Source organism: Streptomyces virginiae, assembly GCF_041432505.1.
Lineage (GTDB): Bacteria > Actinomycetota > Actinomycetes > Streptomycetales > Streptomycetaceae > Streptomyces > Streptomyces virginiae_A.
In genome coordinates, this window is the sequence record NZ_CP107871.1 from 6,994,501 (window position 1) to 7,016,991 (window position 22,491).

Consider the following 22,491-nt stretch of genomic DNA (forward strand, 5'->3'; position numbering starts at 1 on the left):
ACCCGCGGATGAGCAGGTCAGGGGCGTTCCGGAGGAGATCGACTCAGTCGAGGTAGTCGCGCAGCACCTGCGAACGCGACGGGTGGCGCAGCTTCGACATGGTCTTGGACTCGATCTGGCGGATGCGCTCACGGGTGACCCCGTACACGCGACCGATCTCGTCCAGGGTCTTCGGCTGGCCGTCGTTGAGGCCGTAACGCATGGACACCACGCCCGCCTCGCGCTCCGAGAGCGTGCCCAGGATGGACTGGAGCTGCTCCTGGAGGAAGGTGAAGGAGACCGCGTCCGCCGGGACGACCGCCTCGGAGTCCTCGATGAGGTCACCGAACTCGCTGTCGCCCTCCTCACCCAGGGGGGTGTGCAGGGAGATCGGCTCGCGGCCGTACTTCTGGACCTCGATGACCTTCTCGGGGGTCATGTCGAGTTCCTTGCCCAGCTCCTCCGGGGTGGGCTCGCGGCCCAGGTCCTGGAGCATCTGGCGCTGCACACGGGCGAGCTTGTTGATGATCTCGACCATGTGCACGGGGATGCGGATGGTGCGCGACTGGTCGGCCATGGCACGCGTGATCGCCTGCCGGATCCACCAGGTCGCATACGTGGAGAACTTGAAGCCCTTGGTGTAGTCGAACTTCTCCACGGCGCGGATCAGACCGACGTTGCCCTCCTGGATCAGGTCCAGGAAGAGCATGCCGCGGCCGGTGTAGCGCTTGGCGAGGGAGACCACGAGGCGGAGGTTGGCCTCCAGCAGGTGGTTCTTCGCGCGGCGGCCGTCCTCGACCAGGATCTCCAGCTCGCGCTTGAAGGCCGGCTTGTGGTCCTCCTCCTCTTCGAGCTTGTACTCGGAGAAGAGACCCGCCTCGATGCGCTTGGCGAGCTCCACCTCCTGCTCGGCGTTGAGGAGCGGCACCTTGCCGATGAGCTTGAGGTAGTCCTTGACGGGGTCGGCGGTGGCGCCGGCCACCATGACCGTCTGCGCCGGGGCGTCGTCCTCGTCGTCGTCGGACAGCACGAAGCCCTGGGTGCCGCCGGCCTTGGGCGCCTCGTCCTCGGCCTCGTCGGCGAGGTCCTCGGCAGCCCAGTCCTCGCCCTCGGCGACGGGGGTCTCGCCCTCGTCGGCGTCCTTGGCGCTGGTCTTCTTCGCCGCGGTCTTCTTCACGGCGGTCTTCTTGGCGGCGGTCTTCTTGACCGTGCGCTTCTTCGGCTCGGCGGCGGCCTCGGCCGACGTCTCGTCCTCGGTGGCGGCGGCCGACGAAGCGGATATCGCCGTGGCGGTGGTGGCGGCCGTGGCCGCGGCGGTGGCCGCGGTCTTCCGGGCGCCGATGGGGCGCGGCGCGGCGGTGGCCTTCTTGGCCACGGTGCGGGCCGGGGCGGCGGCAGCCTTGCGGGGCTTCTTGGCGGCGGCCTTGGTGGCGGGGGCCGCGCTGACGTGAAGGGCGACACCCTCCTCGTCCAGGACCTGGTTCAGGCTGCGCAGGACCCGCTTCCACTGGTCCACCGGGATGCGGCCGGCCTCGAAGGCCTGGCGCACGTCGTCACCGTTGATGTGACCCTGCTCGCGGCCGCGCTCGACGAGCGCGACAAGGGCCTCGGATTCGGCGATCTCCGGAGGGAACGTACGGGACGGGCTGAGCGACACAAGGAGCCTCTCGTTGCGAACAGATAAATGGTGGGCGGGACATCATCGCGCGAACTCGGGAAACAGACCCGAGGGGGGTCTGTATTCCGGGCCGCGCGAGGACACCTGTCGGTTCATCGCATGCCCGAGTCGATTCGTTACGCGCTGAATTGAGTGACCTGCGCCACGCTGTGGCCGCGCAACCCGATCCGGCGTAGATCCGTCCGCCCTTCAGATCAGCCCGTTTTGCGGGCTTCGATGAGGAAGCGGGCGGTGTGAGCGACGAACGGACCTTCACGTTCGATCTGTTCGTGGAGCTCACGCAACCGGTCCCGGTACTGCCCGACCGTGAAGCCGGGCACCATCCAGATCACCTTCCGTAGAAAGTAGATCACGGCTCCGATGTCGTGGAACTCCGTGCGCAGTCGTTCGGAGCGCAGATCGAGGACTTCGAGGCCGGCCGCGGTGGCGTCGGCGACCGCGTCGTCGGGGTGCCGGCCGCGCCGGATCTCCTCCGGCTGCGGGCCGAGGAAGTACTCGACGAGCTCGAAGACGCTCGCCGGGCCGACCTGCTGCGAGAGGTAGCTGCCGCCCGGCGTCAGCACCCGCGCGATCTCCTCCCACCAGATCGACACCGGGTGCCGGCTGGTCACCAGCTCGAAGGCCGCTTCCCCGAAGGGCAGCGGCGGCTCGTCGGCGTCGGCGACCACCACCGCGCCCAGCGGGTGCAGCAGCCGCGTCGCCTTGTCGATGTTGGGCGGCCAGGACTCGGTGGCGGCCATCAGCGGTGGCAGCGGAGCGCATCCGGCCAGGACCTCACCCCCGCCGGTCTGGATGTCCAGCGCGGACCGGACCTGGGCCAGGCGCTCGCTCATCAGTTTCTGGTAGCCCCAGGAGGGGCGCTGCTCGGTGGCCCGGCCGTCGAGCCAGGAGAAGTCCCAGCCGTCCACGGAGACGGACTCGGCCTCGGCGACAAGATGGTCGAAAGTACGCGTCATGCCTTGATCGTCCCAGGTCGGACGCCCGACAACCACCGGATATGTCGACTACAGTGGTCGGCGGGCCGTGACTGGCGTTCGGGTGGATCACCACCGGGGAGCGGCCCGGCGTACCTGTGGACCTCCGGTACGTCGACTGCCGCGCGCCTGGGCGAACCGCGATCCGCAGCGACGTTCAGGAGACCCCGTGACGACTGCCCAGACTGCCCCCGCCCCTGCCACCGGCTCCGCCCGGCTGATGGACGGCACGGCCCTCGCCCGCCGCATCTCGGAGCAGACCGCCGCCTACGCGGCGAAGATCACCGAGCGCACCGGCACCGCGCCGTGCCTGGCGACCGTGCTGGTCGGCGAGGACCCGGCCTCCGTGACCTACGTCCGCATGAAGCAGAACCGCTGTGCCAAGGCGGGGATCACCTCCCGCCACGTCGAGCTGCCGGCCGAGACCACCACCGAGGAGCTGGTGGCCACCCTCACCGCGCTCTCCGAGGACCCGCAGATCAGCGGCATCCTGCTCCAGCACCCCGTCCCGCACCACATCGACGAGCGGGCCGCCTTCGAGGCCATCGCCCCGGGCAAGGACGTCGACGGGGTCACCATGCACTCCTTCGCCGCCATGGGCTTCGGGCTGCCGGGCTTCGTCTCCTGCACCCCCGGCGGCATCATGCGCCTCCTCGCCGCCTACGACGTGGACCTGACCGGCAAGCACGCCGTCGTCGTCGGCCGCAGCGCGATCCTGGGCAAGCCGGCCGGGATGCTGCTGCTGGAGCAGAACGCCACCGTCACCTACTGCCACTCGCGCACCCAGGACCTGCCCTCGATCGTGCGCCAGGCGGACGTCCTGGTCGCCGCCGTCGGCAAGGCCGAGTTCATCCGGGGCGAGGACATCAAGCCGGGCGCGGTGGTCCTGGACGCCGGGTACAACGAGGGCAACGTCGGCGACGTGCACTTCGAGTCGGCCGCCGCCCGCGCCTCGCTGATCACCCCGGTCCCGGGCGGTGTCGGCCCGATGACCATCGCCGTACTGCTGGAGCAGACCGTGCAGGCGGCCGCCGCGCAGGCCGGACTGGACCTCGCGGAGCTCTGATCCCACCGCGCGCGGACCCCTCGTAGGACGCCCGCGCCCACGCCTCCACGCACGCCCCGGCCCCTCGGTCCGGGGCGTCGGGCGTTCCCGGGGACCGGGAGGCCCGGGACCCTCAGGCGCCGACCGGGTCGGGGATCAGGTCCGGCGCCCCGGCGGTGGCCGCGTCACGGGCCGCGGCGACGATGTCGGAGGTACGGAACGCGTGGGCCAGGGCGGTCAGGGGCAGCCGGCCCAGGCGGTACGGCTGCGGGATCGCGGCCGGCGCCGGGACGGGTCCGCTCGCGGCGGCCGCCTTGAGGCGGCAGGCGGCCGCCAGGACGGCCGCGTCCGCGACCGTGGCGGCCCGCGCCTCGCTCAGGCCCCGGTCCCTGGCCGCCTCGTACGCGGCGTCCCGCACCCGGGGATCGCACCAGGCGGCCAACGCCAGGATGCCGTCGTCGATGACCGACTCGCGGTGGATGAGCCGGATCCCCACCGGGGACCACCAGGTCAGCGGAACGACCCGGCCCTGGGTCGCGGCGAATCCGCGCAGCGCCTTCCACAGCGGGCGCAGCCGCCGGTACTGGCTGAGGGCCACCCAGGTCGCCGACCCGCCGACCAGCGGCACGAGGAATCCGGCACCGAGCAGCAGCCCGGCGGCCCCGGCCAGGGGCGGCGCCACGTCCGTGGACAGGTACACCAGGTCGTGGCCGGTCCAGCGGGCCACGACCGAGGCCCACTTGGCGGCCAGGTAGGCCAGGTCCATCAGCCCGGCGACCACGATCAGGGCCAGCCCCGTGCGCAGCGGGCGCAGTGCCCGGTCCGCGCGCGTCAGCCACTTGCCGCACAGCCAGGTCAGCGCCGAGGTCCCCATGGTGTGCGCCAGGAGGAAGCAGACGATCATCTCGCGGATCCAGGGCGTCGTCGCGTAGTACGTGTCCAGGTCCTCGAGCCGCTCCACCGGTGCGTCGCCGATCACGAACAGGACGACGATGGCCGCGGTCGCGGTGCCGAACACGGCCGTGGTCAGCCGGGTGGCCCGGCGCACGGCCGCGGGCGGCCCGCCGCGCCACTGCAGGACCAGGACGACGCACAGCCCGGAGAACACCGTGCACAGGCCGAACACCAGGGGCGCGGAGAAGTTGACCACACCGGTGTGGCGGTTGACCGAGACGATGGTCGACGGCGATGCGAGGAAGTTGATGGGCGCCCCGACGGCGAGCAGCGCGCACGCCGTCCGGTTCAGCGGCCGGTCCCGGTCCCGGCGCAGCTTCGGAAGCTTGATCAGCAGCGCCAGGACCATCAGGGAAGCGGGCAGGAGCGGCAGGATCCTGTCGCTCATCGGGCCTGTCCGACGGCGTCGGCGGGGCCGACCGGGTCCTCCTCCGTCGGGCCGGTCCCGTCGGCGCCCGTCACGGCCGCGGCGCCGGTGCCGGTTGCTGTCGCGGTGCCGGTTGCGGGCGTCGTGCCCGGTGCCCGGTCGAGCCCGGCGACGGCCCGCTCCGCGGCGGTGAGCGGCGGCGCCTTCAGCGCGCCCCGGTCCGAGGCGCGCGCGACGTGCCAGACCACCGACGGGTGGAGCCAGTGGGTGGGCGCGATGCTCATGGTGAGGACCTTGAACAGGGCGGCGGTGAGCGCCTCGTCGGTGGTCGCCCCCGTCATCAGCCGGTTGACGTACCCGTTGAGCAGCCCGGTGCCGGCGCGCGGCTTCATCCCGGTGGCCCCCGGGTACAGGATGTCCTGCGACGTGGCGAGCTCCCAGGCGGTGCTGACCTGGGGTGCGATGACGCGCTGGGCCGCGCGGCCGATCCCGGGATGCCCCAGCCCCTTGGCCCGCAGCAGGGTGCGTACGGCCAGGAGCCCCTGGGCCGCCACGGTCATGCCTTGTCCGTACAGCGGGTTGAAGGTGGCGACGGAGTCGCCGACGGCGAAGAAGCCGTCGGGCAGCTCGGCCTTCTCGAAGTAGATCCGGCGGTTGGCGGTGCCCTGGGTGACGGCGACGTCCGTCAGAGGTCTGCGGCCCTCCAGGAGCTCACCGACGATCGGGTCCCGGACGGCCTTGGCGAACGGGATGAACGCGTCCGGGTCGCCGGTCGGTTGGCCGCCGCGGGTCCCGGAGAGGGTGGCCTGCCACTGACCGTTCTCGATCGGGACGATCGTGGCGGTCTGCCCGGGCACGGGGACCCGTGGGTCGGACTGGACGTTGACGATGGGGAAGCCCATCTCGTGGGCCCCGGGCGGGGCTTCGAAGATCCTCGTCGCGTAGACGAGGCCCGAGTCGACCTCGGCCTGCCGGATGCCGGTGACGCCGAGCGCCTGGAGCCAGGTCCGGGCGCGCGAGCCGCGCCCGCTCGCGTCGATCACGAGGTCGGCGCTCAGCAGCCGGCCCGTTTCCTCCGGGGTGTCGACCAGGACGCCGGTGACCCGGGACGCCGTGCCCTCCAGGGCGCGCACCCGGCTGCGCTGGAGCGTGGAGACCCCTTTCAGGCCGGTCACCCGGGCACGGATCACCGAGTCGAGGAGGTCGCGACTGCAGGAGATGTTGAACTGCTTCTCCCCGCAGCGCGGGATCCAGCCCTGGGCGGTCTTGGTGACCAGGTCGGTGGGCAGGCTCCGGCGGATGGCACCCGCCTTCGTCCAGTCGTCGGTGATGCCGGGCAGGATCCGCTCGATGGCCCGGGCGCCGCCCGACCACAGGAGATGGGTGTGCCGGGCCTGCGGGAGTCCACGGCGCGGGGCCGGACCCTCGGGCAGCGGGTCGGCGTCGATGACGGTGACCGTGGCGTGCTCGGCGAGGACAGCGGCCGCGAGGAGGCCGGCCAGACTGCCGCCTATGACGACTGCGTGGCGGGGCGGGGAGGACTGGTTCATCGTGGCGTGCTCTCTGTCAGGGCCGTGCTGAGGGCATCGGCGTGAGGGATGCGGCGACTGGCTGGTGCGGGTCACGGCGTGGCACGGGGCTTCCCCAACCGAGTGAGGACTTGATGCGCTCGATGGCTTCGGGGAGCTGCTGCTCCCGGGGCGACGGCAGGTAGGAGCGCAGGGTGTTACCGAGGTGCAGGCCGAAGGTCTCGGCCCGGATCTCCACCGGATCCCCCTGGTCGGCGCGGGCGGCGACCTGCCGGACCACCGCCTCCAACCCGGTGTCGGAGGCCAGCAGTTCGGCGAGGCGGCCGGGGTGTCCCGCCAGCCGGGCGGCCGCCAACATGCCCGGACCGACGTTGTCGCCGGTCCCCTCGTCCAGGTGCCACAGCTCGTGGCAGGCGATGACCAGCTGGTGTTCGGGCCGGGTGTGCTGCTCGACGACGATCAGGTCGACGTCGTCCAGCTCCAGCCACAGCCCGCTCGCGGTGTCGGGCGGGAAGGAGGTGAAATGGACATCGACCTTCCGCTCTCCGCCGCGCCGCACGGCGTAGGCGGCGCACAGCGCCCCGATGATCTCCCCGGCATCGGCCGGGGGCGCCAGGCGTGCGCCCTCCAGCAGTTCGGCGGCCAGCTTGCGCATGGCCCGTGTGGTCCTCATGGTGCTTCTCCCTCGGCGGCGGCGCCCTCGATCGGCGCCCCGCTCTTCGTGCCCGGAACTCCGAGCTGCCCCTCGCGCGCGAGGAGGTCGTCCAAGTGGTCGGCCAGCGACTTCCAGCCCTGCGGCGACAGCCGACCGGCCCGGGTGACGATGCTGCGTACGTCGTGCGCGCGCAGCACCGCCAGCATCGGGTTCTCCCGGTCCCGCACCACCGACTCCAACTCGCCCTCGACCAGGGCGAGGGCGCCGGAGAGCGCCTCGCGGTCGTCGGCCAGCAGGAAGCCGCCCTCGACGCCGTAGAATCGCTGGATCCCGGCGGCCGCGGCGAGGTTCGGCAGGCCCTCGCCCTGGGCCAGGCGCGTCAGCGACTGTCCCGACGCGTCGAAGGACTTGGCGATGGCCGCCAACGAGTGGGGCTGGCCGTCCTCCCGTACGCGGGTCCGACGCAGGTGCTCGAACCGCAGGTGCACCTGCTCCTTGAGGGGGAGCCGGGGCGGCCGCCCGTCCAGGGTGAGCCGGATGGCCTGCGGGGTCATGCCGGTGAGGTACGAGAGGTGTTCCAGGTCGTCCCGGCCGTCCGAGACGGTGGTGGCGGACAGGGCGAGGGCCCGTTCCACCGCGCTCTTGCTGTCGGCCAGCAGGAATCCGGCATGAACGCCGAAGAACCGCTGCACACCGGCCGCGTGACCCATCCGGGGCAGCCCGGTACCGGCGTTGAGCGGTCCGAGGGAGGCCCCGGGGGCGTCGAAGTCGTCGGCGATGGCGGCCAGCGGCCACTCCCGGCCGTGCTTGTCGGGGCGGGTCGCGCGCAGCCGTAGGAACCGCTGGTGCACCCGCCGCTCCAGCGGCGCCTCCACGGCGGTGCCCGCCACCACCTGGGGTATGCGCCCGGGGTCGACGCCGGACAGATGGCTCAGCCGTTCCACCGCGAGCACCTCGGCGGGGTCCTGCCCGTGTTCCTGCGCCAGCGCCCGGGTACGACGCCAGATCGCGGCGAGGTCGGGTCGGGCGGCGGCTCGCACCGGCGGATTCTCCATATGTCGACAAGGCGTTCGAGTGATTCGGGCACCGTGAAGCCTAGCCTCCCGCCCCTGGCCGAACCAGGGGAACCCCAACGTTTCCTGCCGTACAGCTCAAAAAGGGTTGGCATCGGCCCGAGCCGAAGCGGTACGACAAGCTCCGTGCGCCCGACAGTCGTTGGCGAAGAAGGCAGGCGGGGGAGTCGGTATGATCGGCGTATGACCTCACTTCAGGCGGATGCCGCGTAGAGCCCCGCGTGCGCTGCGGGCCACCGGGCCCGACAGGCGGAACGGCAGCGGAACGAGCACCCTGCTCATCGGCGCGTGCCCCGGGCCTCCGGTGTGCGCAGCCGTCCACACCTACCTCTTCGTCGACGGCCTCGACGTGGTGGCGCGCAGCGACAGCCGGATGGTCGGCCTCGCCCCGAGGCGCCTGCTGCGCCCGGGCGGTCCGCTCCATCCGACGGACATGCCACGCCTGGCCGCGGTGGCGGCCGAGAGCGGGCCCGACCCGAGCCCCGACCCACTGACCGTCCGGATCCGTCTGCGCGGCGAGACGGTCATCTGGTCCGACCTCATGTACCCGGGCCCCGACGGCACCACCGTCGAGGAGGTCCGCTTCCACCTGGAGCAGTACCTCGGCGAGATCGAGCGCGCCTACGCGGCGTCGGGGGTGACACCCGTACGCGGGTGACACCCCCTCGTCGTACGTCCTACATGGAGGAGTCGTCGAACGGGTTGTTCATCACGGAGGACGATTCGCAGCGCGCGATGACGCCGCTGGTGGCGCCGATCTTGCAGACCTCGAAGTAGGCGTTGTCGATCCAGCCGGCCTGCAGGTACGTGCTCCACGAGGCGGTCGTCCGGCCGCTGGGCACGGTCCGCATCGCCCAGACCTTGTGGCCGGCCGCGCCGTTGGTGATGAGGCGGATGCCGATGACGTAGCCGTCGGTCGCGCGGTCCTGGGCGACGATCTGGATCGGGTCGAGACGGTAGGGGTTGATCCCCCAGGGATGTGTGTTGGCCGGGAATGCCTACTCCAGCTCAAAATCGATCATGATCGGACAGAGCTGACCTGTCCTCACATTCCTGCACCAGTAGTGTCGTTCGGGCTTTCCAGGGCCCCTCGCGGGTGATCCGGCGCCCTCGCCCGTCCCCGCCGAAGGATCCTCGACGCGCGGCCCCCGCGGGCGCTCGTTACCTCGGAGGTAATCGACCCTCCCCGCGGCTCCCTGCACAGTGGACGCATCGGGTTCCGGGGCCGCGCACTCGGTCCCGGGATCCGTGTCCCACCTGGCCGTTCGACCTCGATGGAGGCTGATTCCCATGTCCGCGACCCCGCTCGCCGGCTTCGCCCGCAACCGTGTCCCGCACGCCGCGCTGCGCCGCTTCCTCGCCCTCGACTCCGTCGTCACCACCGCCAACGGGCTCGCGTACGTCGCCTTCTCCGCCCCGCTAGGCCGGCTGCTCGGGGTCGGGCAGGTGCTGTTGCTCGAACTCGGGATCCTGCTCACCGTCTACGGGGTCGGCGTCGGATGGCTCGCCTCGCGGCGGCAGCCGCCCGTCCTCCCCGTGAAGCTCGTCATCGAGACGAACTACGCCTGGGCCGCCCTGAGTCTGGTGTCCCTCGCGCTCTGGTTCGAGCCCACCACCGCCGGCCTGCTGTGGATCCCGATGCAGGCCCTGACCGTGGCCGGCTTCGCCGTGCTCCAGCAGATCGCCCTGCGTGCGGGCTCAGCCTCCCAGTGAGCGCAGGTACTTCACCGTCGCCGGGTCGGCCGGGAGCATCGTCTCGATGGCCAGCTCGGCGACGGTCACGTCCATCGGCGTGTTGAAGGTCGCGATGGACGACACGAAGGACAGCAGGTGCCCGTCGTGCTCGATCACCAGCGGCAGCGCGATGTACGCGGTGGGCTCCTGCGGGGCGCTGTCGCCCGGCCGCTCGGCGACCGGATACGCCGACACCTCCTCGTACAGGGCGCGCAGCGGCTCCGAGCGGGCCAGCGCGATCTGCCGTTCCATCTGCGCCAGCAGGTGCCCGCGCCACTCCTTGAGGTTGTGGATCCTCGGCGCCAGGCCCTCGGGGTGCAGGGTGATCCGCATGGCGTTCAGCGGCGGGGTCAGCAGGTGCTCCGGCAGCCCGTCCAGCAGCATCGCGATGCCCTGGTTGGCGGCGACGACGTTGTACACCGCGTCCACGACCAGCGCGGGATAGGGCTCGTACCCCGTCAGCAGGCGGGCGATGCCCTCGCGCAGCGTCTCCATCGCCGGGTCGTTCAGTGCGGTGTGCGCGTAGCGCGGCGCGTAACCGGCGGCGAACAGAAGGGTGTTGCGCTCGCGCATCGGCACGTCGAGATGGTCGGCGAGCCGCAGCACCATCTCCTCGCTCGGCCGGGACCGGCCCGTTTCGATGAAACTGATGTGCCGGGACGAGGAGTCCGCGCGGCCTGCCAGCTCCAGCTGGCTGATGCCGCGCCGCTCCCGCCAGGCGCGCAGCAGGGTGCCCACACTCGTCGTCGGACTCGTCGTCGTCATGCACACGACGTTAGCCGAGCGGGGGCGGGCGCTCAGCCCAGGTCGAAGAGGTTCCGCAGACCCAGCCGGTAGCGCCATCGGTCGTGGCGTTTGGCCGCCTCCAGCTCAGGCGCCCGGTACATCGGGTGGACCGCGCACCGTGCGGCATCCGAACCGTCGCGGTCCAGCAGGGCGTTGACGGCCGCGCGCGCCGAGGCGTTGGCCCCCTCCATCGTCGCCAGGTCGATGTCGACGGCCACGTAGTCCCCGCTGAGGAAGAAGTTCGGGATGCGGGTGCCCGCGCTCGGCCGGTTGTACAGGGTGCCGACCGGGTGGATCAGCAGCTCGTCCTGGTTGGTGGGGTGCGGGGTGCCGATCCCGTCCACGCCAGGGTCCAGGAACCACGAGTGCAGCATGGTGTCGGTCAGCAGGGCCTTCCCGGTGTCGTTGAGGGAGGCCTTCAGCTGCGCCCACACCTCCCGCGCCACCTCCTCGCGGGTGCACTGCTTGGCCGTCTTCCCGTACAGGATCCCCGGCTTGTCCCACTCGGAGATGTCCACCGACAGGCAGTCGACCGCCGTCCCGTCGCCGTAGTCCGCCGGAAAGTCGCGGGACGGCCAGTGCTCGGCCTGCTGGATCGCCGTCAACGACCAAGGCGAATCGATGCAGTTGAGGTGGCCGTGCACCAGCTCGGCCCGTTCCGTCAGATAGAACTGGATGCCGGTCATCCAGTCCGTCTCCAGCTTGTCGCAGCGCCCCAGCATCGGATCGGCGGCGCGCAGCGCCGCGCTCCAGGTGCGGCGGGCGTGCTCGACGGGCAGCGCGCTCACGTAGTGGTCGGCGGTGACGGTCCGCGCGGCGCCGTCCGGCCCCTCGACGGCGACCCCGCTCACCCGACCGCCCGCGTACCGCACCTCCCGCACGGTCCAACCGATCCTGAACTCCACGCCGAGGGAACGCAGATGGGCCTCCCAGGGGTCGATCCAGGCCTCGTTGGTCGGCAGGTTCAGGATCCGGTCGGGCGGGCCGTCCGCCCCGCGCCCCAGCACGTTGAAGACGAAGGCCTCACCGAGGGTGCCGACCGTGCGGGTGGAGGCCTCCTCGGCCTTGGTCGCCACGATGTTGCGGGTGATGCCGACGGCGAGGATGCGCCGGTACTCGTTCGACATCCGTTCCGCGCGCACGAAGTCCCACCACGGCGTCCGCTCCCACACCTCCTCGCGCCGCTCGTCGCAGCTGGTGAGGAAGACCAGCACGCGGTCGACGAAGTACGCCGTCTCGTGCGGCGGGAGCCGGACCAGTGTCTGCAGGATGCCGGCGAGGGCGCGCCGGATCTCCTCGGGCGTCAGCTCGGCGGGGGAGTGCCCGGGCCAGGGGATGGGTCCGCGCAGGTCCTCGCGCCCGGCCGCGCGGGCGAACATCATCTCGCGCGGGGCGACGAGGTTGTCCCACACCCCGGCCGCGTTCCCGGGGAAGGGGATGCGCCGCATGGTGTCGGGCAGGTTGTGGTAGATGCCGGGGATGAACCGGAAGCCGTGCTCGGCGGGCAGGGGTCGGCGCCCGCCGCGGGCGCTGTCGGGCACGTCCATGCTGCGCGCCTTGCCGCCGAGGGCGCGGCGCTCGTACACGGTCACGGCGTAGCCGCGCTCGGCGAGTTCGTGCGCCGCGGTCAGGCCCGCCACCCCGCCGCCGAGCACCGCGACGCGCCGTCCGGAGGAGGTCGGTCCCGCCTCGGAGGCCGCCGCGGGCGTGGCTCCGGCCCCGGTCAGGGCCGCCCCGGCGGCGGCCGCCGCGCCCGCGCCCGCGATGAACGCACGCCTGGAACTTCCTGTGCCCGCCATGGCGAATGCCCCCTCGTTACCGCTGGTAACAGTCCGTTCGGCGCAGGAGCATATGGGGAGCGCGCCGGACCTGGAAGGCGTAGAAGTACCCGAGCGCACTATGGCGCGAAAGGATTGTTCCACCGTGCACTGTGGGAACCTTGACTACACGTCACGGGGAAAAGGAGCCGGTGCATGCCGAGTGAGCCGCTGTCACAGAAGGAGATCGAGGACCGGTTGCGGGAGCTCCCCGGCTGGGCCTTCGAGGACGACCGGATCTTCCGCACCTACCGGCTGGGCGGCCACTTCGCCGCCAGCGCCCTCGTCGCCCATATCGCCAGCGTCCAGGAGGAGTTGAACCACCACTCCGACCTGACCCTGGGCTACAACACGGTCCGGCTCTCCGTGAACAGCCACGACGCCGGCGACGTGGTGACGGAGTCCGACTTCGCCCTCGCCGAACGCGTCGAGGCCCTCGCCCCGGCCCACGGTGCGAGCTAGCCGATGACCACGCACATACCGTCCGTGAGATCCCTGCTCGACTACGACGCCGAGGCCGAGGCCTACGACACCACCCGCGGTGGCATCCCGCGCGCCGAGGCGGCGGCCGCCGCCGTCCTCGAACTCCTCCCCGCGGACACGCGCACCCTCCTCGACCTCGGCTGCGGCACCGGCATCGTCACCAGCCGGATCGGCCGCCCCGCCCTGCGCGTCCTGGGCGCGGACGCCTCCCACGGCATGGCCGCGATCGCGGCGCGGCGCGGCATCCCCGTGACCCTCGCCGACGCGGCCCGGCTGCCGGTCCGGTCGGCGTCCCTGGACGCGGTGAGCGCGGTGTGGCTGCTGCACCTGCTGCGCGAGCCGGGCCTGGTGCCGGCGGTGATCGCCGAGGCCGCCCGGGTGCTGCGACCCGGCGGGGTCTTCCTCGCCACCGTGGACAAGGACTCGGCGCACGACGTCGGCAGCGACATCGACGCCGTCTTCGCCGCGCACCTGACCCCGACCCCCTCGGACGCCTCCGGGGAGGTCGAGGCCTACGCGGCCCGGGCCGGACTCCTCGCCGTCGGTGAGGCCCGGTTCACCGGACACGGCCAGGGCCGCACCCCGCGCGGCTCCGCCGAGTCCCTGCTCGCGGGCCGCTACGCCTCCCGCATCGTCCCGCGCGGCATCACCGCGCGGGAACTGGCGGACCGGCTGGAGCTGCTGCCGGACCAGGACGTCCCGCGCGCGGAGCCGACGTACCGCATACGGAGCTTCGTACGCGTCTGACCGGCGCGACGCGACGGGGCGTCCGGATCCGGACCGGTCACACGTCGAACTCGGCCGGGTCCGGACCGATCCGGCGGCCCGCCGCGCCCGCGCCCAGGGCGTCCAGCGCGGCCATGTCGGCGGCCGACAGCTCGAAGCCGAACACGTCCAGGTTCTCCCGGATACGGGCGGGGGTCACCGACTTCGGGATCACGACGTTCCCGTGCTGCAGGTGCCAGCGCAGCACCACCTGCGCGGCGCTGCGGCCGTGCGCGGCGGCGATCGCGGTCACGGCCGGGAGCGTCAGCAGCTCCTTGCCCTGGCCCAGCGGGGACCAGGCCTCGGTGGCGATCCCGTGCTCGGCGTGCACGGCGCGCAGCTCGGCCTGCGGGAAGAGCGGGTGCAGCTCGACCTGGTTCACGGCCGGGACCAGCTCGCTCGCGGCGGCGATCCGCGCCAGGTCGGCCGGGCGGAAGTTCGACACGCCGACCGCCTTGGCGCGACCGCTCGCCGCGATCTCCTCGAAGGTCTTCCAGATGGCGACGAAGTCGTCACGCATCGGACGCGGCCAGTGGATCAGGTACAGGTCGACGTGGTCGAGGCGCAGCTTGGCCAGGGAGTCGTCGAAGGCGCGCAGCACCTGGTCCCGGCCCCACTTCTGCTTCGGGCCGTTCCACAGCTTGGTGGTGACGAACAGCTCCTCGCGCGCCAGCCCGGAAGCGGCGACGGCCTTGCCGGTGCCCGCCTCGTTGCCGTAGATGGCGGCCGTGTCGATGCTGCGGTAACCGGCCTCCAGGGCGGTCCCGACGGCACGCTCCGCCTCCGCGTCCGGCACCTGCCAGACGCCGTAGCCGAGCTGGGGCATGAGTGTGCCGTTGTTGAGCTTGATGGCGGGGACCTGGTTCACGTCTGGTCGTTCCCTCACGTCGTCGGTGCGTAGGTGCGGTGGCGGAAAAACGTCGTACGAGGGGCGACAACCGGCCTCTCGTACGACGTATTCCCGCCATCCGCTGTGTGCGTGGTCCTCACGTCGTCCCGAGGTACGCCTCCCGGACCAGCGGATTCGCCCGTACCTCGGCCGCGGTGCCCTCGGCCAGCACCGTCCCGAGGTCCAGTACGACGACCCGCGCGCACAGCTCCATCACGAACGCCACGTTGTGCTCGACCAGCAGCACCGCGCAGCCCTCCCGCTCCGCCAGCCGCCGCACGACCCCCGCGAGCCGGTCCCGCTCGGGCGCCGACATGCCCGACGCGGGCTCGTCCAGCAACAACACCCGCGGCGGATCGGCCACCGCACGGGCCAGCTCCACCATCCGGGCCTGCCCGACGGGCAACCCGCCGGCGTACGAGGCCCCGAGCGACCCGATCCCGCAGTCGGCCAGCACCCGCTCGCCCCGGGCCCGGCGCTCGCGCTCCCGGGCACGCCGCGTCGGCAGGGCGAGGAGATCCGCGACCGGCCCGCCCCCGCCGCCCCGCCACTCCTGCGCCACCAGCACGTGGTCGGCCACGCTGAGCTGCCCGAACAACTGCTGCCGCTGGAAGGTCCGGCGTATCCCGTGCCGGGCCCGCCAGACGGGGGAGCGGCGGGTGACGTCCGCCCCGTCCAGCAGCATCCGCCCCTGGTCGGGGCGGCGGATCCCGGACAACACGTCGAACAGCGTGGTCTTCCCGGCGCCGTTCGGCCCGATCAGCCCGCACACCTCGCCCGCGCGGACCCCGAGATCCACCCCGGTGAGCGCCCGGACGCCACCGAAGCGCACGCCGACCCCGCGGGCCTCCAGCACGTACCCGCCCTCGCTCATGTCGCCATCCCCAGGTAGGCCTCGGTGAGCCGGTCCGCCTCCACCTCGTCCCGGGGGCCGCACCAGGAGACCCGGCCCTGGGAGAGGTAGGCCACGGTGTCGGCGATCCCGAGGATCCCGGCCGCCTTCTCCTCCACCAGGAGCAGCGCCGTCCCGGCGTCACGGAGCTCGGTGAGCAGCGCGTACACCTCCTCCACCACGCGCGGGGCGAGCCCGAGCGAGGGTTCGTCGGCGATCAGCACCGCGGGCGGCCGCAGCAGCAGCGGGGCCAGGGCCAGCATCTGCTGCTCCCCGCCCGAGAGGGCTCCGGCCGGGATCCGGCGCCGCTCGGCGAGCCGCGGGAAGCGCGCGTAGACGGCGGCCCGGGCGTCGGCGTCGTCGAGGTACAGGGCCAGGTTGTCCTCGATGGTGAGCGCGGGGAAGATCCCGCGCCCCTCGGGGGCGAGCAGCACCCCGGCCCGCGACCGACGTACGGCCCCGTCCCGGGTCGCGTCCCGCCCGCCCACGTACACCGCCCCGGCCCCGACCGGCAGCAGCCCGGCGGCGACCCGGCAGGCGGTGGTCTTCCCGGCGCCGTTGGGCCCCAGCACGGCGAGGATCTCGCCCGCGCGGACGGCGAGATCCACCCCGTGCAGCACGAGCCCCCCGTCGTACCCGGCGGTGACACCGCGCAGCTCCAGGGCGACATCAGCCCCGCCAGGGGGCCCCTCCCAGCGGTAGCTGGGGGAGATCGAGGCGCGGGGGTTCGGGGGCGGAGCCCCCGACGGGTCCGGGGCGGCGCCCCGGGAAGAGGCGGCGGCGCGCCGCCGTGCGAGCCGCACCGGAACCGCGGCGCAGTACCCGTCCGGGTCGTTGGCCAGGGCCAACCCGGCCAGCCCGAACAGGATCACCGGCAGGTGCGCGGACTCCGTCACGTAGTCGGACAGCACCCGCGGAGCGACCGCGAACACCAGCCCCGCCACCACCGCGTACTGCGGCCTGCGCACCCCCGCCGCCACGACCACCGCCAGCCACACCAGCCCGGTCATCGCCGTGAAGTCCGTCGCCGTGATCCGGGTGTTGTACGAGGCGTACAGCACGCCCCCGAACCCGGCCAGCCCCGCCGACAGGGTGAACAGCAGCAGTTTCGTGCGCAGTACGGAGACCCCCGAGGCGACCGCCGCCGCCGGCGCCGACCGGACCGCCAGCATCGCCCGCCCCGACGGGGAGTTCCGTAGCGCGGTCAGCCCGGCCGCCACCAGCGCGACCAGGACCACCAGGGCCACCCCCAGCGCCCGGTCGTCGGAGAGGTCCACCGGCCCGAACACCGGCCGTGGGATCGGCCATCCCGCGTCGCCGTTGCGCAGCCATCGCAGCTGGAACAGCACCTGATCCGCGAGGAAGGCCAGCGCCAGCGTGGCCAGGGCCAGGGATCTGCCCCCCAGCCGCAGCGCCGGCAGGGCGACGAGCGCCCCCAGCAGGGCCGCCACGCACGTGCCCACCGCGAGCGCGGCCGCGAAGGGCCAGCCCCGGCTCATGAGCAGCCCCGCCACGAGCGCCGCGCCGGTCACGAAGGTGCCCTGTGCCAGCGAGACCATCGCCCCGAGCCCGGTCACCACCGTGAAGGACATGAACACGAGCGCGACGGCCAGACCCTGGGCCAGCAGCCCGCTCCAGAAGGGTGTGGTCACGGTGTAGAACGCCACGCACAGGAGCGCCGCGCCCGCCGCCCACGCGCCCCACCGCCGCGACCACGAGGCCCCCGCCAGATGGTCGACCGGCGGCGGGTCCACGGCCGCGACCCCTGCCGCGCGTGCCCGACGGGTCAGCACCAGCAGCCCTCCGAAGAGGATCAGGAAGGGTACGGCCGTACGGAAGCCGGTGACGGACTCGGCGAAGGACGCGTACCCGGCCACCAGGTTCTGCAGCACCCCGAGCCCGAGTCCGCCCGCGAAGGCGAGGGGCACGGACGCGAAGCGTCCGATGACCGCCGCCGTGGCCGACACGAACAGGAACAGGGTGAAGTCGTGCGCCGACAGCCCCAGCAGTGGTGTCGCCAGCACACCCGCCAGCCCGGCGAGCCCCGACGCGATCATCCAGGCCACCGACGACAGCCGGTCGGCGCTGATCCCGCGCAGCTCGGTCAGCGAGCGGTTGTCGACGGCGGCCCGCAGCCGCAGCCCGAGCCGCGTGTGCCGCATCAGGACCCACAGGGCCACCGCCACCAGCGCCGTCACCACCCAGGTGATCAGCTGGTCGGAGTCGATGCCGACGCCGTCCGCGAGCTGCCAGGACTTCGCCGGGCTGGGTCCCACTCCCGGCAGCCCGAACTGGTTCTCCGCCGGCCGCACCGGCGCGCCCGCGTCCGCCAACAGCTCCACCACCCACAGCCCGGCGGCCGGCAGCGCCACCAGCAGCCCGATGGTGGCCACGATCTGCGCGGTCTCACCGACCCGGGCGAGCCGCCGGAACATCAGCCGGTCCAGTCCCCAGCCCAGGCCGGGGGCCAGGACGCACACCACCAGCAGGGCGGCGGGGACGGCGGGCCAGCCCAGCCCCGAGTGCAACTCGTAGAAGGTGAGCGCGCACAGGTAGGCGGTGGCCCCGTGCGCGAAGTTGAACAGTCCGGACGCCGAGTACGACAGCACCAGCCCGGTGGCGAGCAGTGCGTACAGGGCGCCGGAGACCAGACCGCTCAGTACGAAGACGAGCAGATCCCCCATGCCGCTGCCCTACTTGAAGGGGATGGGTTCGTAGCACTTGAACGGTACGGAGACCTCGTACGCGCCGTTCTTCAGCTGTACCAGAGCCCCGCAGCCGAAGCTGTCCTTCTGCCCCTTGGGTTCGGAGCGGTCGCCGACGAGCGTGCCGGTGTCCGAGAAGCCCTGCGCGGCGGCCTGGAAGGACTCGACGGTCAGGTCCTTGCCGGCCTTCCGCGCGATGGAGACGAACAGGTCGGCCGACATGTACCCGGTGAGCATGTGCATGCTGAGCGGGACGTGCTGGCCGCCCGCGGCCGCCTTGATGTCGGCCTTGAACTGCGTCATCTTCGGATCGGTCGACTCGAAGGGCTGGAACTGCAGCAGCACGTGCACCCCGTCGAGGGCCTGCTTGGTGGCGTCCTTGGCGAGCAACCCGGGGTCGTAGTCGGTCGGGTCGGAGAGCAGCCCCTGGTAGCCGCTGCGCTTGAGCGCGGTGAAGAGCCCGATGTTGTTCGGCGTCTGCATGACGGAGACGACGGCGTCGGGGGCCTTGCCGTCGTTCGCGGCGAGGATCTCCTTCACGTACGCGGACCAGTCGCTCGGCACGGCGGTGGCGGGCACGGAGGCCTTGGCGTAGGAGACCTTGAACCCGGCGCTGGCGAAGCCCTGCTGGAAGGTCCGGATGCCGAACTTGCCGGCGTCGCTGTCGTTGGCGATGATCGCGACCGATCGGCCCTGCGCCCCGCCGAGGATCTGGCCGATGCCCTCGGGCCAGGTCTGGTTGAGGGTGCCGCCGGGGGTGGGGACCAGACAGCCGTTGAAGCCGTAGATGTGCCGGGGGCCGCAGAAGGACGGCAGGGTGCCCCAGCCGAAGGTGGGGACCTTCTCCTGCTCCAGGAAGTCCGCGCCGGAGAAGGTCACCGAACTCATGGGGGCGACGGCGAAGACCTTGTCCTGCTGGACGAGTTTGCGGGCGGCCGCCAGGTTCTTTGCGGGGTCCTGACCGTCGTCCTCCGCGCCGAGGTAGTCGATCTTCCGTCCGTTGATCCCGCCCTCGGCGTTGGCCCGGAGGTAGCGGGCCTTGGCGCCGAGGTCGGTGTCCTTCTTGCTGTAACCACTGGCGCTGGTCATCGACACGATCCCGCCGACCTTGACGGAGTCGGCGGTCACCCCACGGGAGTTGCCGGGCGCGTCGCCGCCTTTGCCGGGGGAGCTGCCGTTCGTGGAGGCGGAGTTGCAGGCGGAGACGAGCGCGAGGGCCGCCGCCGCGGCGGCCAGGGTGCGGATCGGTCGCAACATGTCGGGGGATCCCCTCCGGTCGGAATCCCCGCATTCTGTGCGGGACCTGACGGATCGTCAATATTGTCGACGAGTAGAAATGACGAACCGTCAGATCCCTGTTCAGGCGGAGTACAGAGCCGCGACCTCCTTCGCGTACGCCTTCTCGATCGCCCGGCGCTTGAGCTTCAGCGACGGCGTCAACAACCCCCGCTCCTCCGTGAACTGTTCACCCAGCACCCGGAAGGTGCGGATCGCCTCCGCCTGCGAGACCAGGGTGTTCGCGGCCACCACCGCCCGCCGGACCTCCGCCGTCAGCTCGGGGTCCCCCACCAGTGCCTTCGCCGGCAACTGCGGCCGGCCGCGCATCGACAGCCAGTGCGCTATCCCGTCCATGTCCAGAGTGAGCAGCGCCGCGATGTACGGCCGGTCGTTGCCCACCAGCACGCACTGCGACACCAGCGGATGCGAACGGACCCGTTCCTCCAGCGCGGCGGGCGCGACGCTCTTGCCGTTGGAGGTCACCAGGATGTCCTTTTTGCGCCCGGTGATGGTCAGGTACCCGTCCCCGTCCAGCCGGCCCAGGTCCCCCGTGGCCAGCCACCCGCCGCGCAGGACCGCCTCCGTGGCGCGGGGGTCGTTCAGGTACCCGGAGAAGATGTGGCCGCCGTGCAGCCAGACCTCCCCGTCGTCCGCGATGTGCACCGTACTGCCCGGGATCGGCCGCCCCACCGTGCCGTATTTGGTCGCCCCCGGCGGGTTCGCCGTGGCCGCCGCGCACGACTCGGTCAGCCCGTACCCCTCGAACACCGTGATCCCGGCCCCGTCGAGGAACAGCCCCAGGCGGCGCGACATCGCCGATCCGCCCGACATGGCGTGCCGCACGCGGCCGCCCATCGCCTCGCGGACCTTCCCGTAGACGAGCCGGTCGAAGAGCTGGTGCTCCATGCGCAGCGCGGCCGAAGGTCCCGGCCCGAGGCCGAAGGCCTTGCGCTCGCGCGCCTCCGCGTACCGTACGGCCGTCTCCACCGCCCGGTCGAAGGGGCCCGTGCGTCCCTCCGCCTCCGCCTTGCGGCGCGCGGCCGCGAAGATCTTCTCGAAGACGTACGGGACGCCCAGCACGAAGGTCGGCCGGAAGGCGACGAGATCGGGCAGCAACTCGGCCGCCGCCAGCACCGGTTGATGGCCCAGCTTGACGCGTGCCCGGACGGCGGCCACCTCCACCATCCGCCCGAACACGTGCGCCAGCGGCAGGAAGAGCAGGGTGGACGGCTCCTCGCCCTGCCGGGCCTGGAAGACCGACTCCCAGCGGTTGACCAGCGTGTCGGTCTCGTACATGAAGTTGGCGTGCGTGAGCACGCACCCCTTCGGCCGGCCCGTCGTCCCCGAGGTGTAGATGACGGTGGCGGTCGCGTCGGGCGTCACGGCACCCCGGTGCCGGTGAACGACGTCCTCGGCCATCCCGCGGCCGTCGGCGACGAGCCCGTCCACCGCCCCGGCGTCGAGCTGCCACAGCCGGCGCAGGTGGGGGAGCCGGTCGATGACCGAACCCACCGTCATGGCCTGGTCCTCGTCCTCGACCACGCAGGCCGTGCAGTCGGAGTCGAACAGGATCCAGTGCACCTGATCGGCGGAGGACGTCGGATACACCGGGACGGGCTGGGCGCCGATCGCCCACAGGGCGAAGTCGAAGAGGGTCCACTCGTACCGGGTACGGGACATGATTGCGACCCGGTCCCCGAAGCGCACCCCCTGGGCCAGCAGCCCCCGGGCGAGCGCGAGCACCTCGGAGGCCAGTTCCCGGGACGTCACGTCCCGCCAGACCCCGTCGGTCTTCCGGCCGAGCACCACCCGGTCCGGCTCCTCGTGGGCGTGCTGGAAGACGATGTCGGCCAGGCCGCCGACGGGCGCGCCCGTGACAACGGGTGGGACGGTGATTTCGCGCAAGGCCCCGCTCCTCTCCGCGCGCCGCGGTGAACGTACCGCATGGTCAACAGGGGTTCACCGGCCTTTCGATAACTCCACAAGACCTCCCCAGTGATCACGGTGTTCACGCCGTTGACGTGCGACTGAGCCGGTCCGCGCCGGAGAGCACGGCCGCGGCCAACGCCTCCGCGGCCGCCGATGGACGCGGCCCCCGGAGCAGTGCGAACTCCACCGGTCCGAGCTCCGGCAGACCGCCCACGCGCACCAGCCCCGGCGGGATCAGCCCGCGCGCGTGCGCCATCACGCCGAGCCCCGCCCGGGCCGCCGCGATCAGGCCGCTCAGGCTGCCGCTCGTGCACGCGATCCGCAGGTCCCGCCCCTCCCGCTCCAGCACCTCCAGCGCCCGGGCGCGGGTGATGCCCGGCGGCGGGAAGACGATCAGCGGAACGGGGCGCTCCGGGTCCACCCGCAGCCCCTCCGCGCCGATCCACACCAGCCGGTCCCGCCACACGAGCCGGCCCCGCTCGTCCCCGGGCCCCCGCCGCTTCGCCAGCACCAGGTCCAGGCGCCCCGCGTCCAACCGTTCGTGCAACGTCCCGGAGAGCTCCACCGACAGCTCCAGATCCACCTCGGGATGCTCGTGCCGGAACCCTTCCAGGATCTCCGGGAGCCGGGTCAGCACGAAGTCCTCCGAGGCCCCGAACCGCAGCCGCCCGCGCAGCCGGGTCCCCGCGAAGAAGGCCGCCGCCCGCTCGTTCGCCTCCAGGATCGTCCGAGCGAAGCCGAGCAGCGCCTCCCCGTCCTCCGTCAGCCCCACACTGTGCGTGTCCCGGACGAACAGCGGCCGCCCCGTCGCCTCCTCCAACCGCCGCACGTGCTGGCTCACCGTGGACTGCCCCACCCCGAGCCGCCCCGCGGCCTGCGTGAAGCTGAGCGTCTGGGCGACCGTGAGGAACGTACGCAGCTGCACCGGGTCGTACATACCGCCACGGTAGCCGCTCATC

At 72.3% G+C, this 22,491-nt stretch carries 20 protein-coding genes and 1 riboswitch; of the genes, 5 read left to right on the forward strand and 15 right to left on the reverse strand.

Annotation, left to right across the window (positions count from 1 at the left end; genetic code table 11):
• Positions 1-43: 43 nt before the first annotated feature.
• Together OG624_RS32365 and OG624_RS32370 are read right to left on the reverse strand one after the other, a co-directional pair.
• Positions 44-1,636, reverse strand: a complete 1,593-nt coding sequence (locus OG624_RS32365) for an RNA polymerase sigma factor (protein ID WP_266353884.1) — start codon at positions 1,634-1,636, stop codon at positions 44-46.
• 215 nt (positions 1,637-1,851) lie between these two features.
• Entirely contained in the window at positions 1,852-2,613 is a 762-nt protein-coding gene (locus tag OG624_RS32370; RefSeq protein ID WP_266353885.1) for a methyltransferase domain-containing protein, read from the reverse strand.
• A 57-nt stretch (positions 2,614-2,670) separates the two neighbouring features.
• Positions 2,671-2,773, forward strand: a riboswitch (ZMP/ZTP riboswitch).
• A gap of 78 nt (positions 2,774-2,851) precedes the next feature.
• Between OG624_RS32370 and OG624_RS32375 the strand changes: the two genes are divergently transcribed.
• Positions 2,852-3,697, forward strand: coding sequence for a bifunctional 5,10-methylenetetrahydrofolate dehydrogenase/5,10-methenyltetrahydrofolate cyclohydrolase (locus OG624_RS32375; RefSeq protein WP_030729766.1), 846 nt, complete (start codon positions 2,852-2,854; stop codon positions 3,695-3,697).
• A 112-nt stretch (positions 3,698-3,809) separates the two neighbouring features.
• Here OG624_RS32375 and OG624_RS32380 read toward each other — a convergent pair whose 3' ends face one another.
• The 4 genes from OG624_RS32380 to OG624_RS32395 are packed head-to-tail and all read right to left on the reverse strand — an operon-like array spanning position 3,810 to position 8,221.
• Positions 3,810-5,018 (reverse strand): MAB_1171c family putative transporter, encoded by a 1,209-nt coding sequence (locus OG624_RS32380; protein ID WP_371640121.1) that lies wholly within the window; start codon positions 5,016-5,018, stop codon positions 3,810-3,812.
• A complete protein-coding gene (locus tag OG624_RS32385) occupies positions 5,015-6,547 on the reverse strand; it encodes an NAD(P)/FAD-dependent oxidoreductase (RefSeq protein WP_371640122.1) in 1,533 nt (510 codons plus the stop codon). Before OG624_RS32385 ends, OG624_RS32380 begins: the two co-directional genes overlap by 4 nt.
• Before the next feature lie 16 nt (positions 6,548-6,563).
• A complete protein-coding gene (locus OG624_RS32390) occupies positions 6,564-7,199 on the reverse strand; it encodes a toxin-antitoxin system, toxin component (protein ID WP_158711817.1) in 636 nt (211 codons plus the stop codon).
• Positions 7,196-8,221: a hypothetical protein gene (locus OG624_RS32395; protein ID WP_266353889.1), complete on the reverse strand. Its 1,026-nt coding sequence runs from the start codon at positions 8,219-8,221 to the stop codon at positions 7,196-7,198. The genes OG624_RS32390 and OG624_RS32395 overlap by 4 nt, the downstream gene beginning before the upstream one ends.
• A 235-nt stretch (positions 8,222-8,456) precedes the next feature.
• On the opposite strand from OG624_RS32395, the gene OG624_RS32400 reads away from it, so the two are divergent.
• Positions 8,457-8,912, forward strand: coding sequence for a hypothetical protein (locus tag OG624_RS32400; RefSeq protein WP_244290783.1), 456 nt, complete (start codon positions 8,457-8,459; stop codon positions 8,910-8,912).
• A 19-nt stretch (positions 8,913-8,931) separates the two neighbouring features.
• On the opposite strand, the gene OG624_RS32405 is transcribed toward OG624_RS32400, so the two are convergent.
• Positions 8,932-9,105, reverse strand: coding sequence for a hypothetical protein (locus OG624_RS32405; RefSeq protein ID WP_352163395.1), 174 nt, complete (start codon positions 9,103-9,105; stop codon positions 8,932-8,934).
• A 439-nt stretch (positions 9,106-9,544) separates the two neighbouring features.
• Between OG624_RS32405 and OG624_RS32410 the strand changes: the two genes are divergently transcribed.
• Positions 9,545-9,967, forward strand: coding sequence for a hypothetical protein (locus tag OG624_RS32410; RefSeq protein ID WP_161292199.1), 423 nt, complete (start codon positions 9,545-9,547; stop codon positions 9,965-9,967).
• Here the strand turns inward: OG624_RS32410 and OG624_RS32415 are convergent.
• A complete protein-coding gene (locus tag OG624_RS32415; RefSeq protein WP_371640123.1) occupies positions 9,953-10,753 on the reverse strand; it encodes a helix-turn-helix domain-containing protein in 801 nt (266 codons plus the stop codon). The two genes, OG624_RS32410 and OG624_RS32415, sit on opposite strands and share 15 nt — an antisense overlap.
• A 32-nt stretch (positions 10,754-10,785) precedes the next feature.
• Positions 10,786-12,573: a hydroxysqualene dehydroxylase gene (locus OG624_RS32420; protein ID WP_371640124.1), complete on the reverse strand. Its 1,788-nt coding sequence runs from the start codon at positions 12,571-12,573 to the stop codon at positions 10,786-10,788.
• Positions 12,574-12,747: 174 nt separating this feature from the next.
• Between OG624_RS32420 and OG624_RS32425 the strand changes: the two genes are divergently transcribed.
• Positions 12,748-13,053 (forward strand): 4a-hydroxytetrahydrobiopterin dehydratase, encoded by a 306-nt coding sequence (locus tag OG624_RS32425; RefSeq protein WP_033220077.1) that lies wholly within the window; start codon positions 12,748-12,750, stop codon positions 13,051-13,053.
• A 3-nt stretch (positions 13,054-13,056) separates the two neighbouring features.
• Positions 13,057-13,821 (forward strand): class I SAM-dependent methyltransferase, encoded by a 765-nt coding sequence (locus OG624_RS32430; RefSeq protein ID WP_237545576.1) that lies wholly within the window; start codon positions 13,057-13,059, stop codon positions 13,819-13,821.
• A gap of 37 nt (positions 13,822-13,858) precedes the next feature.
• On the opposite strand, the gene OG624_RS32435 is transcribed toward OG624_RS32430, so the two are convergent.
• The 6 genes from OG624_RS32435 to OG624_RS32460 form a co-directional block, all read right to left on the reverse strand.
• Positions 13,859-14,707 (reverse strand): aldo/keto reductase, encoded by an 849-nt coding sequence (locus OG624_RS32435; protein WP_371640125.1) that lies wholly within the window; start codon positions 14,705-14,707, stop codon positions 13,859-13,861.
• 118 nt (positions 14,708-14,825) lie between these two features.
• Positions 14,826-15,602, reverse strand: coding sequence for an ABC transporter ATP-binding protein (locus OG624_RS32440; protein ID WP_266444276.1), 777 nt, complete (start codon positions 15,600-15,602; stop codon positions 14,826-14,828).
• Positions 15,599-18,304 carry an ABC transporter permease subunit gene (locus OG624_RS32445; protein ID WP_371588774.1) on the reverse strand — a complete coding sequence of 902 codons (2,706 nt, stop codon included), beginning with the start codon at positions 18,302-18,304 and terminating at the stop codon, positions 15,599-15,601. Before OG624_RS32445 ends, OG624_RS32440 begins: the two co-directional genes overlap by 4 nt.
• A gap of 9 nt (positions 18,305-18,313) precedes the next feature.
• Positions 18,314-19,582, reverse strand: coding sequence for an ABC transporter substrate-binding protein (locus OG624_RS32450; protein ID WP_371588775.1), 1,269 nt, complete (start codon positions 19,580-19,582; stop codon positions 18,314-18,316).
• Between the two features lie 102 nt (positions 19,583-19,684).
• Positions 19,685-21,508, reverse strand: a complete 1,824-nt coding sequence (locus tag OG624_RS32455; protein ID WP_371588776.1) for an AMP-dependent synthetase/ligase — start codon at positions 21,506-21,508, stop codon at positions 19,685-19,687.
• Positions 21,509-21,611: 103 nt separating this feature from the next.
• Entirely contained in the window at positions 21,612-22,469 is an 858-nt protein-coding gene (locus OG624_RS32460; RefSeq protein ID WP_033220067.1) for a LysR substrate-binding domain-containing protein, read from the reverse strand.
• Positions 22,470-22,491 lie beyond the last annotated feature (22 nt).

Bases quoted from the DNA above. Each gene is read 5' to 3' on its own strand.
- OG624_RS32370 (WP_266353885.1), bottom strand. From the start codon at position 2,613: ATGACGCGTACTTTCGACCATCTTGTCGCCGAGGCCGAGTCCGTCTCC.
- OG624_RS32375 (WP_030729766.1), top strand. From the start codon at position 2,852: ATGGACGGCACGGCCCTCGCCCGCCGCATCTCGGAGCAGACCGCCGCC.
- OG624_RS32380 (WP_371640121.1), bottom strand. From the start codon at position 5,018: ATGAGCGACAGGATCCTGCCGCTCCTGCCCGCTTCCCTGATGGTCCTG.
- OG624_RS32385 (WP_371640122.1), bottom strand. From the start codon at position 6,547: ATGAACCAGTCCTCCCCGCCCCGCCACGCAGTCGTCATAGGCGGCAGT.
- OG624_RS32390 (WP_158711817.1), bottom strand. From the start codon at position 7,199: ATGAGGACCACACGGGCCATGCGCAAGCTGGCCGCCGAACTGCTGGAG.
- OG624_RS32400 (WP_244290783.1), top strand. From the start codon at position 8,457: ATGCCGCGTAGAGCCCCGCGTGCGCTGCGGGCCACCGGGCCCGACAGG.
- OG624_RS32405 (WP_352163395.1), bottom strand. From the start codon at position 9,105: ATGCGGACCGTGCCCAGCGGCCGGACGACCGCCTCGTGGAGCACGTAC.
- OG624_RS32410 (WP_161292199.1), top strand. From the start codon at position 9,545: ATGTCCGCGACCCCGCTCGCCGGCTTCGCCCGCAACCGTGTCCCGCAC.
- OG624_RS32415 (WP_371640123.1), bottom strand. From the start codon at position 10,753: ATGACGACGACGAGTCCGACGACGAGTGTGGGCACCCTGCTGCGCGCC.
- OG624_RS32420 (WP_371640124.1), bottom strand. From the start codon at position 12,573: ATGGCGGGCACAGGAAGTTCCAGGCGTGCGTTCATCGCGGGCGCGGGC.
- OG624_RS32425 (WP_033220077.1), top strand. From the start codon at position 12,748: ATGCCGAGTGAGCCGCTGTCACAGAAGGAGATCGAGGACCGGTTGCGG.
- OG624_RS32430 (WP_237545576.1), top strand. From the start codon at position 13,057: ATGACCACGCACATACCGTCCGTGAGATCCCTGCTCGACTACGACGCC.
- OG624_RS32440 (WP_266444276.1), bottom strand. From the start codon at position 15,602: ATGAGCGAGGGCGGGTACGTGCTGGAGGCCCGCGGGGTCGGCGTGCGC.
- OG624_RS32445 (WP_371588774.1), bottom strand. From the start codon at position 18,304: ATGGGGGATCTGCTCGTCTTCGTACTGAGCGGTCTGGTCTCCGGCGCC.
- OG624_RS32450 (WP_371588775.1), bottom strand. From the start codon at position 19,582: ATGTTGCGACCGATCCGCACCCTGGCCGCCGCGGCGGCGGCCCTCGCG.
- OG624_RS32460 (WP_033220067.1), bottom strand. From the start codon at position 22,469: ATGTACGACCCGGTGCAGCTGCGTACGTTCCTCACGGTCGCCCAGACG.